The following is a 9,449-nucleotide window of genomic DNA, read 5'->3' as shown; positions in this document are numbered from 1 at the left end:
TTCGCCGACGGCAGCGTGTGGGGCCGCAGCAGCCTGCCCGGCTTCAATGCGACCGCAGGCGACGACGTAATAGTCGGCCTCAACGGCAACGACTCGCTGAACGGCCTGGCCGGCAATGACGACATCGACGGGCGCGGCGGCAACGACTCGCTAACCGGTGGCTTGGGCGACGACATCTTCCGCTTCTCCACCGCGCCTGGGGCCAACAATATCGACTCCGTGACCGACTTCACCGCCGGCCAGGATCATCTCGCGCTAAGCAACGCCGTCTTCAACCTGCAGGGCCAAGCGCTGACCGACCCCGGCGTGCTGGCCAACGTCACCGACAACCAGACCGAACAGGCGGGAGCGAATCTGGTGTTCAACCAGAGCAACCAGACGCTCTACTACGATGCAGACGGCGCCGCCAATGGCAACGCGGTGGCGCTGGTGACCCTGACCGGGGTGGCGAGCCTGGCGGCGAGCGACCTGCAATTGTTCGGCTAGAGGTGCAGTCCGAGCCTGGGTTCTCGAACCCCGGCTCGGTTTGTCGCCAGGAGCGCCACCCAGGCCGGTCGGTCGCTGGAATTCGGCGCCGTGTCGGCAGCCGCTTGAACGGGGCCGGGGCTCAGCTGCGCAGGCGGCCGAGCAGGCTGACTAGTTCGGCCTGGCGGCTGGTGTCGGTCTTGCGGAACAGCGCGCGCAACTGGCTGCGCACGGTGTTGATGGAAACATTCAGGCGCTCGGCGCAGGCTTCCGGGCTGAGCTGCTGGGCCAGCAGCACCAGCGGCTTCTGGAAGTGCTGGTTGAAGCTGGCTTGGGCCGGTACCGGCGTAACCAGCAGCTCCTGCTGCTGGGTGGGGTTGAGGCGCAGCCAGCCGGCGCGGCGCTTGCCGTCCTTGCCGGCGGCGCGACGGATCAGCGCCTGCAGGCTGGTGTCCAGGTTCGTGCTGTGCAGGCGGGTGAAGTTCTCATAGAGCGGGAAGCCACTCTGGCTCATGCGTCGCGCCGCCACCTGGTTGCAATGCAGCACGCGCTCGTCGCCGTCCAGCAGCCAGAGCGGGGTGGGACCAGTAGTTCGAACAGTGGCCGCCAGGCGGAGTTGTCCAGCACGCATTCATAACAAAGGCCCACCAATTCGTCGTAGACCTTGTGCTCATCCAGTCGTGGCAAGGGCAAGCCTTCCTGCTAGCGGTTGGCGTAGCGCGGTTGAACCTGCGGGCGCTACGTTTTCATATGGCGCATGGTCAAGCTTTCTGCAATACCAGTGGTCTCGGGAAAGCGTTGCGCGGGGGCGTCTGTATCCAGGCGTGGCGCGCCGCGGACAACACTTGACCGGAAGCCTTGGCTGCAAGCCGGCTTTTCCGATGGATAGCCGTAGGTGGATGCCGTGGAAATTTTCCCACATCAAGGCCATTCAGCTACCGACGATTCCTGTCGTTGGCAGGGACGCCATCAGCCTCACCAGGGCGGTCTGGCGCGAGGTTCCGGTTTTTTCGAAGAGGTTGCGAAGATGGGTGCGAACGGTGGGAAGCTTGAGGCCCAACGACAAGCCGATTTCTTCCGGTGACTGCCCTTCGAGTAGAAGCTTTGCGATCCGGACTTCGGCTGGTGAGCACCTGTAGAGCGAAGTGAGCCAGTATTCTGTGTTGGAGAAATCTCCTTGATGGGAATCAAAGAGAACCAGCACCCCTTGATCGATCGCGAAGTCTGCTTGCACGCCATGAGACTGCGGCACCGGAATAACCGAAAGGTGGAGATTGCGGCCATTTCTCAGTGAGCGCGTGGTCATGATCCCTGGCTCTGCTCTTGACGCCCTTGAACACTGCCTGGCCGTACTGAAATTTACGCTGCTGGCGCCACGAATGAGTGCTGACAATTTTTGTTGATGGTGGGTGTCGGCACACACCAGGTGTTGTTTCTCTATGCGGATGCAGTGCTCAACGGCGAGGAGTGCATTGGCACCACGGTTGGAATAAATCACTTTGCCGGAACTGCTGCAAACAACCACCGGCTGAGGCAACGTGTCGATAAAATTCGAGCCCAGTTCAATTTGACCGGTCAACTGCTGCAGGCGTTGGCCAAGCTGCAAGCTGCGTTGCAAATGAGGAGTGATTCTGTTCAACAGTGGCAGGTGTATTTCCCGGCTGAATGCCTGGGCCTCGTCGAGTAGCCCGAATGAAATATCTACGTTGTTCGATGTCAGAAGGCTTGTACCTGTTCCATACCTGAAGCCATTTGGAATCAGATAGTCCTGATAAAACTCACTTCTTGAAACATAGCGTTCGTCAAAGTGTTCCTGGCAAAGTATCCAGTTGCCCGGAGAAAGGCTTGAACTCTTGGCGCCGCGCGGATCGATGGCGCCGTAGTGGTCTATGTAGGCTTGGTGGGCAGCTGAAATCCGGCGCTCATCCCCTCCACAGTAGGACTCGAGGACCTTGCGGGTGCGATGGTCGGAAATATAAAGGTGCGCGATTGTGCAGTTGGTCATTTCCGCCAGCCGGTTCAGCACGGTGCTCCAGTGCGCCGTTGACCAGGCTGACTCATAGATGTCCCCGAGGAGCATTTCAAATTGATCAAGGTCCACGTCGCCTATCCTCGAGATCAAAGCTGTCACCGACCAGACATGCCTTGGCAGTATAGGTCTGGTCTCGAGGTGTCTGCCCGCTCATGAACCGGAACTTATCATTCAAGTACATCTTTGAGCCGCAGGGGCCATCGGTCTCGACTGGGTGAAAACGCCCCGTTGCGATTATTGAGACTGTGGCCACCGATCCTGAATTTCATACCAGGGCACGTAACTGCTCGATCAGCAGCACCAGCGCGATGATGATCATGATCACTCCGGACAAGCGGCTGACCAGATGCGCAGCGGCAGGACGTGCGCGGAGTACGACTTGTGAGCCAAATCCGACCAGCAGATAGATCACTCCACAGCTGATGGTGTGGACCAGCCCGAGCGCAATCATCTGCATGGGCACGGGCCACGGCGCGGCGGTGTCGGTGAATTGCGGCAAGAGCGCCAGAAACAGCAGAAACACTTTCGGATTCAGCCCGCTCACGCAAAGTCCCTTTAGCGCCCATCGCGCCCACGAGTCGGTCGTCTGGCTTTCATCAGCCTGTGGTGTGGAAGGGCGTGCAAGCAGATTAGCCCCCAACCAGAGCAGGTAACCCACGCCGGCCACCGTCAGCACGGATAAGGCCCGCGGGTGATTGGCGACCAGCGTGCCGACACCGGCGGCGACGATCATCGTGGCGATCAAGTGGCCAGATAACAGTCCCCCCACGGCGGGAATGACAACTCGATGCTTCAAGCCTGCGGAAATCGCGTAGGCCCAATCTGCCCCCGGGGTAAGGATGAACAGAATCGACACCGCCCAGAACGCGGCGAACACACTGAAGGTCATGGCGTCACCCACGCCCGTTGATACAACGTTGCTTTGTTCATTTTCGCTTCCCGTCAATCATGATCGCGCCTCTTTGGGAGGGCCTGGTCGTTTGTGGTTGAAGGAAGAATAATGAAATTCGGCTAGAATCTTCTTTCAAAGATTGTCGTGCCGACATTGCAAATTGGAAGATATTACTGCGTGGACAGAATAGATCGGAATATTCTTGCTGAGTTGCAAAAGGATGGTCGCCTGTCGGTCACTGAACTGGCTGAACGGGTCGGCCTGAGCCTTTCACCTTGTCATCGTCGGGTGCGGGCATTGGAAGAGTCCGGGGTGTTGCTGGGCTATCGCGCGCAACTGGACCCTGCCGCGCTCGGCCTGAACTTTTCCGCCATGGTATTCGCCACCCTGCGAGAGGGCGACAGGCGAGCGGTGGAGGCGTTCGAGACGGCGCTGATTGCGATCCCCCAGGTTGTCGATGCGCAACGATTGTTTGGCGAGCCGGACTATTTGCTGCACGTCATCGCCCGGGACCTGCCGGCCTTTCAGCGACTGTATGACGAGAGTCTTTCTACATTGCCCAATGTTCAACGGCTGACCTCGACGCTGGTGATGAAACGGGTCGTTCAAGATCGGCCGCTGCCGTTGTGATAGGGAGCTTGCTCCGCACGGCGCTGTAAAAAAACTCGGTTTGTTCAGGGTTCCGCCTGGCAGCCGAAGGGGCCGCCAGGTGAACGTTTTGACGTGTCGAGTGGCGTCAAGCCCGAAGCCTTGCATCGGCTGTTGCCGAAGGCTGCAGCAACGAGAACAGGTTCTTGGGATCCTGCAGCTCTGGCACCAGTTGGATGTCGCTGCCAATGTTGAGCGTTCTTGCTACATCCAGCACGTAGCGCAAGGCGGAGTAGTCCTCCAGGGCGAAGCCGACCGAGTCGAACAGGGTGACTTCCTCGGCGTGCTGGCGACCTTGAGTCTGGCCATTGATGACTTTCCAGAACTCGATAACCGGTGAGTCGACCGGCATCTGCTGTATTTCGCCTTCAATGCGGCTTTGCGGTTCGTACTCAACCATGACCCGTGCACGCTCCACGATGTCCCGGTGCAGTTCGGTCTTGCCGGGACAATCGCCGCCCACTGCGTTGAGGTGCATCCCGGGCTCGATCATCTCAGGCGTCAGAATGGTGGCGTAGGCCTTGTCGGCCGTGACCGTGGTCACGATATCGGCACCCCGTACCGCTTCGGCGACGGTTTTGGCAACGGTCACCGCAATGGCGGGGTAGGCCCGCAGGTTGGCTACCAGCTTCGCCGTCGCGGCAGGATCGATGTCGTAGAGGCTGATTTCAGTAATGCCTAGCAGTGTATGAAATGCCAGCGCCTGGAATTCACTCTGTGAGCCATTGCCTATGAGCGCCATTCGGCGGCTGTCCGGTCGGGCGAGGTAGCGGGCCGCGAGCGCAGAAGTGGCAGCGGTGCGAATGGCGGTCGTCAGGGTCATTTCACTCAGTAACACAGGCTTGCCGGTATCGACGTCTCCCAGTGCGCCAAACGCCATGACCGTCAGCATGCCGTTGTGCGTGTTCTTCGGATGTCCATTGACATACTTGAAGGCGTAGAGCGCTGCATCAGACACGGGCATCAGCTCGATGACGCCCTCGGGTGAGTGGTTCGCCAGGCGCGCGCATTTTTCGAAATCCGGCCAGCGTAGGTAATCCTGTCGGATGTACTCGGCCATTTCGGTCAGGCAACGAGGCAAGCCTTTTTCCAGGACGAGACGGCTCAGATCATTGACGTCGATGTAACGGGTCATATCGGGTTCCTTTGGGCGCTTTTTTTGGTGGGGGGGGGGTGCCGGCCTGGACTGCCTTGCGCTTTGGCGGCTGCGACTCAGGAGGTGGTCCATGTATTTGCGACGGACCTATTGTCGAGGCAATGGCGAGAAGATTTCGGCCAATACTGACCCTGGATACAGCGCGAGAAGTCGAAAAACAGAGGGCGCACAGCAGATTCGGCTTGGTGCTTCACGATGCATCGTCATGCAGATTAAAGAAGGCCGCAAAGACCATTACATGTCCTGTGCCGCTCCCGTTAAGGGGAGAAACGGTGATTTACAGCAGACGACAGAATCGGCTGTGAAAGCCCTACGTTCAGCACAGTCACGCTGTTTTAACCTGGGGTTACGACACCAGCTCCTTCCCCGCAATTGGCATTCTGGCGGTCCGTTTCAAGCGCTTGTCGATCGTCGCTTGAGATGGAATGCAACTTCGACGACCGGCTGCTTGCGGTCGAAAACAACAACAAAAACGGCTGCGGTGAAGACCGCATCGACTCTCTGCCCCTGTCAAAAAAGTGTGGTCCGACGCAGGCGCCGGATCGCGATAAATCCAAATAATCCGGGACTCAAGAAGATGAACATCAAATGGCTGACTTTGCCGGCACTCGCGTTGCTGTGCTGCACCACAGGCGCCAGCGCCAAGGAATGGAAGGAGCTGCGATTTGGCGTCAACCCAAGCTACCCACCGTTTGAATCCACCACAGCCGATGGCGGGGTCCAGGGCTTCGGCGTGGATCTGGGCAATGCGATATGTGCCGAGCTGAAGCTGACTTGCGTGTGGGTCAGCAATGACTTCGACGGACTGATTCCGGGACTCAAGGCCGGTAAGTTCGATGCCATCGAATCTTCGATGACCGTGACCGACGCGCGCAAAAAGCAGATCGACTTTACCGATCGCCTGTACGCCGGTCCGACCGCCATCGTCACCCGCAAAGACTCCGGACTGTTGCCTACGGCCGAGTCGCTGCGCGGTAAAACCATCGGTTACATGCAAGGCACGATTCAGGAAACCTATGCCAAGGCCAAGCTGGCGCCGGGCGGGGTGAAACTGCGGGCTTATCAGAGTCAGGATCAGGTCTATGCCGACCTGGTGTATGGCCGTCTCGATGCGTCGATCCAGGACAAGCTGCAAGCGCAGATGAGTTTCCTGACCTCGCCGCAAGGCGCGGACTTCCAGAACAGCGAAGGCATCAGCGACCCGTTGGTGCCTTCGGAAATCGCCATCGGGGTGCGCAAGGACAACGAAGAGCTCAAAGGCATGCTCAACGGCGCCATCAAGGCCCTGCATGACAAGGGCATCTACGCGCAGATCCAGCAGAAACACTTCGGCGATCTGGACCTCTACAACAACTGATCCTCGTGCCCCGGACGCTATGTTGCAGTGACCGGGGCGCATCAAGACAGGTGACTGGCGTGAATTCCTTCCTGAATATCCTGGGGCTCGACCTTTCGGCCCTGCAAGGCTATGGCCCTTTGTTGCTGCACGGCACCTGGGTCACCCTCAAACTGTCGGCGCTTGCGCTCCTGGTGAGCATGGCGTTGGGGCTGCTCGGCGCGGCGGCAAAGCTGTCGCCGCTGAAGCTGTTCAATCTGCCGGCGACTTTTTACACGACACTGATCCGTGGCGTGCCTGACCTGGTGTTGATGCTGCTGATTTTCTACAGCCTGCAAGGCTGGCTCAGCGCCCTGACCGAAGCCATGGGCTGGGCATACATGGAAATCGATCCGTTCGTGGCCGGCATCGTCACCCTTGGTTTCATCTACGGTGCGTATTTCACCGAGACCTTTCGCGGGGCGATTCTGAGTGTGCCGCGCGGGCAACAGGAAGCCGCGGCGTGCTTTGGCCTGAATCGTTGGCAGCGCTTTCGCTTCGTGGTGTTCCCGCAAATGATGCGTTTCGCCTTGCCGAGCCTTGGCAATAACTGGCTGGTGCTGCTCAAGGCCACGGCACTGGTATCGATCATCGGTTTGTCGGATCTGGTCAAAGTCGCGCAGGAGGCGGGTAAAAGTACGTTCAACATGCTCGATTTTCTGCTGCTGGCCGCAGCGCTTTACCTGCTGATCACCAGCGCTTCGAACTACGTATTGCGCGTGCTGGAACGGCGCTACAACCAGGGTGTACGGGGGATGGCGCGATGATCGAGTTGATTGCCGAATACTGGAGACCCTTCCTGTTCAGCGACGGCGAAAGCTTCACCGGGCTGGCGATGACCCTGTGGTTGCTGGTGGCGAGCATTGCCATGGGCTTCGTGCTGTCTCTGCCCCTGGCGATCCTGCGCGTGTCGCGCTGGGGCGTTTTGCGTTGGCCGGTTCAGCTGTTTACCTACGTCTTTCGTGGCACGCCGCTATATATCCAGTTGCTGATTTGCTACAGCGGGATCTACGGCATCGCCGTGGTCCGTTCGCAGCCAATGCTCGAAGCGTTTTTCCGCGACGCCATGAATTGCACCTTGCTGGCGTTCACCCTCAACACCTGCGCTTACACCGTGGAGATTTTCGCCGGAGCGATCCGCAGTATTCCCTACGGTGAAATCGAAGCGGCCCATGCCTACGGCCTGAGTGGCTGGCGCCTGTATCTGCAACTGATCCTGCCTTCGGCGCTGCGCCGTGCGCTGCCGTACTACAGCAACGAAGTGATCCTGATGCTGCACGCGACTTCGGTGGCATTTACCGCAACGATTCCGGACATCCTGAAAATCGCCCGGGATGCCAATGCGGCGACCTTCATGACGTTCCAGGCATTCGGCATTGCCGGCCTGCTGTACCTCGCGCTGTCGTTCGGGCTGGTCGGGGCTTTCCGGCTGGCGGAGAAACGCTGGCTGAGCTTTCTCGGCCCGACCCACTGACTTCCATTTTTAATCCAGAGCGGCGCCGATAAACGTGCCGTTCCAGGAGTATTCGCATGTACAAACTCACGGTTGAAAATCTGTATAAACGTTTTGGTGACAACGAAGTGCTCAAGGGCGTCTCGTTGAATGCACGGGCAGGGGACGTGGTGAGCATGATCGGCGCCAGCGGTTCGGGTAAAAGCACCATGCTGCGCTGCATCAACTTTCTGGAGCGGGCGGACGAGGGTGCCATTGCCCTGGATGGCGAGCGCGTCCTCACCCGTCAGGGCGTTGGTGGCATGCGCGTGGCCAACCCGAAGCAGTTGCAGCGTTTGCGCACGCGACTGGCGATGGTGTTCCAGCATTTCAACCTGTGGAGTCACCTGACCGTGCTGGAGAACATCGTGCTGGCGCCGTGTCGAGTCCTGGGCATGAGCCGCAAGGCCGCTGAAGAAAGTGCACGGGCGTATCTGGACAAGGTCGGCCTGCCGCAGCGGGTAGCCGATCAGTACCCGGCGTTTCTGTCGGGCGGGCAGCAACAGCGGGTGGCGATTGCCCGTGCCCTGGCGGTGGAACCGGAAATCCTGTTGTTCGACGAGCCCACCTCGGCGCTCGACCCGGAACTGGTGGGTGAAGTCCTGAAGGTGATTCAGGCGCTGGCCGAAGAAGGCCGGACCATGTTGATGGTGACCCACGAAATGGGCTTTGCCCGGCAGGTCTCCAGTCAGGTGTTGTTCTTGCATCAGGGCCGGGTCGAGGAGCAGGGTGATGCTACGATACTTGACCGGCCAAACAGCGAACGTTTGCAGCAATTTCTATCGGGTCGTTTGAAGTGAGGCAAAACGTACATGGCGGATATCCGCGATCTGTCGATCGTGCTTGATCGTATCGATCAGGCAATCATTGAAGTGTTGCGCCACGAAGGGCGCATCACTTATCAAAAACTGTCCGAGCGCGTGCACCTGACCCCCAGGCCTTGTCTGGAACGGGTACGCAAGCTGGAACAGCTTGGGGTCATTCGCGGCTATGGCGCAATTCTCGACGAGAAGAAACTGACGCCAGGGTTGTCGTTGCTGGTGCTGGTGGCGTTGTCGAACCAGAGCGGGCGAGCAGCGCAAAAGGCCTTCGAGGCCAAGGTCCGCGCCTGCCCGCAGGTGCTGGAATGTCGCCTGATCAGTGGCGCGTTCGACTACAGCCTGCGCATGCGCTGCCGGGACATGGAGCATTACCGGGTGTTGACCGAAGTCTGGTTTGACGACCCGGATCTGCACATCGACAAACTGGTCAGCCACCCGGAGCTGGCGATGGTCAAGACCACGATGGAATAAGATCAAAAGCTTGCTCGCGAAGGCGGCCTGATAGCCAGCCTGTCTTTTGTTGTCGGTGTGAATATCCGTTTTTTGGGTAACGGCGGCTGGCGGTTTC

At 59.1% G+C, this 9,449-nt stretch carries 11 protein-coding genes; 7 read left to right on the top strand and 4 right to left on the bottom strand.

Translation table 11 applies throughout. The annotated features are described in order from the left end of the window. The coding region (locus PMI31_RS01070; RefSeq protein ID WP_008015652.1) for a M10 family metallopeptidase C-terminal domain-containing protein at nucleotides 1–486 on the top strand (486 nt) is incomplete at its 5' end. A 121-nt stretch (nucleotides 487–607) separates the two neighbouring features. On the opposite strand, the gene PMI31_RS01065 is transcribed toward PMI31_RS01070, so the two are convergent. The 3 genes from PMI31_RS01065 to PMI31_RS01055 all read right to left on the bottom strand — a co-directional run bounded on the left by PMI31_RS01065 (nucleotide 608) and on the right by PMI31_RS01055 (nucleotide 3,386). Then, entirely contained in the window at nucleotides 608–1,012 is a 405-nt protein-coding gene (locus PMI31_RS01065) for a helix-turn-helix transcriptional regulator (RefSeq protein WP_238539258.1), read from the bottom strand. A 384-nt stretch (nucleotides 1,013–1,396) separates the two neighbouring features. Continuing rightward, complete coding sequence (locus PMI31_RS01060) at nucleotides 1,397–2,566, bottom strand: helix-turn-helix transcriptional regulator (protein ID WP_008015650.1); 1,170 nt, start codon at nucleotides 2,564–2,566, stop codon at nucleotides 1,397–1,399. A gap of 196 nt (nucleotides 2,567–2,762) precedes the next feature. Continuing rightward, nucleotides 2,763–3,386: a LysE family translocator gene (locus PMI31_RS01055; RefSeq protein ID WP_008015648.1), complete on the bottom strand. Its 624-nt coding sequence runs from the start codon at nucleotides 3,384–3,386 to the stop codon at nucleotides 2,763–2,765. Between the two features lie 180 nt (nucleotides 3,387–3,566). On the opposite strand from PMI31_RS01055, the gene PMI31_RS01050 reads away from it, so the two are divergent. After that, entirely contained in the window at nucleotides 3,567–4,019 is a 453-nt protein-coding gene (locus tag PMI31_RS01050) for an Lrp/AsnC family transcriptional regulator (RefSeq protein WP_008015647.1), read from the top strand. A gap of 106 nt (nucleotides 4,020–4,125) precedes the next feature. On the opposite strand, the gene PMI31_RS01045 is transcribed toward PMI31_RS01050, so the two are convergent. Then, a complete protein-coding gene (locus PMI31_RS01045; RefSeq protein ID WP_008015646.1) occupies nucleotides 4,126–5,172 on the bottom strand; it encodes an ornithine cyclodeaminase in 1,047 nt (348 codons plus the stop codon). Between the two features lie 598 nt (nucleotides 5,173–5,770). Between PMI31_RS01045 and PMI31_RS01040 the strand changes: the two genes are divergently transcribed. From PMI31_RS01040 to PMI31_RS01020, 5 genes are read left to right on the top strand one after another with little or no spacing between them, the layout of a single operon-like run. Further along, a complete protein-coding gene (locus PMI31_RS01040; protein ID WP_008015643.1) occupies nucleotides 5,771–6,550 on the top strand; it encodes a transporter substrate-binding domain-containing protein in 780 nt (259 codons plus the stop codon). Nucleotides 6,551–6,609: 59 nt separating this feature from the next. Beyond that, nucleotides 6,610–7,335, top strand: coding sequence for an ABC transporter permease (locus tag PMI31_RS01035; protein WP_008015641.1), 726 nt, complete (start codon nucleotides 6,610–6,612; stop codon nucleotides 7,333–7,335). Then, entirely contained in the window at nucleotides 7,332–8,042 is a 711-nt protein-coding gene (locus tag PMI31_RS01030; protein ID WP_008015640.1) for an ABC transporter permease, read from the top strand. The genes PMI31_RS01035 and PMI31_RS01030 overlap by 4 nt, the downstream gene beginning before the upstream one ends. Nucleotides 8,043–8,098: 56 nt before the next feature. Next, nucleotides 8,099–8,860 (top strand): ABC transporter ATP-binding protein, encoded by a 762-nt coding sequence (locus tag PMI31_RS01025; RefSeq protein ID WP_007986657.1) that lies wholly within the window; start codon nucleotides 8,099–8,101, stop codon nucleotides 8,858–8,860. 12 nt (nucleotides 8,861–8,872) lie between these two features. Next, the gene (locus PMI31_RS01020; protein ID WP_007974731.1) at nucleotides 8,873–9,352 is read left to right on the top strand and encodes an Lrp/AsnC family transcriptional regulator; all 480 of its coding nucleotides are present in this window, start codon (nucleotides 8,873–8,875) and stop codon (nucleotides 9,350–9,352) included. The last annotated feature ends 97 nt before the right edge of the window (nucleotides 9,353–9,449 follow it).

This window comes from Pseudomonas sp. GM55 (genome assembly GCF_000282395.1).
Taxonomy (GTDB): Bacteria; Pseudomonadota; Gammaproteobacteria; order Pseudomonadales; family Pseudomonadaceae; genus Aquipseudomonas; species Aquipseudomonas fluorescens_CC.
Note: the sequence above shows the minus strand (reverse complement) of the source record. Positions and strands in the feature narration are given on the sequence as shown.

What these genes read in the sequence shown, in the direction of transcription:
- PMI31_RS01055 (WP_008015648.1), bottom strand. Translation starts at nt 3,386, where the DNA reads ATGACCTTCAGTGTGTTCGCCGCGTTCTGGGCGGTGTCGATTCTGTTC.
- PMI31_RS01045 (WP_008015646.1), bottom strand. Translation starts at nt 5,172, where the DNA reads ATGACCCGTTACATCGACGTCAATGATCTGAGCCGTCTCGTCCTGGAA.
- PMI31_RS01040 (WP_008015643.1), top strand. Translation starts at nt 5,771, where the DNA reads ATGAACATCAAATGGCTGACTTTGCCGGCACTCGCGTTGCTGTGCTGC.
- PMI31_RS01030 (WP_008015640.1), top strand. Translation starts at nt 7,332, where the DNA reads ATGATCGAGTTGATTGCCGAATACTGGAGACCCTTCCTGTTCAGCGAC.
- PMI31_RS01025 (WP_007986657.1), top strand. Translation starts at nt 8,099, where the DNA reads ATGTACAAACTCACGGTTGAAAATCTGTATAAACGTTTTGGTGACAAC.
- PMI31_RS01020 (WP_007974731.1), top strand. Translation starts at nt 8,873, where the DNA reads ATGGCGGATATCCGCGATCTGTCGATCGTGCTTGATCGTATCGATCAG.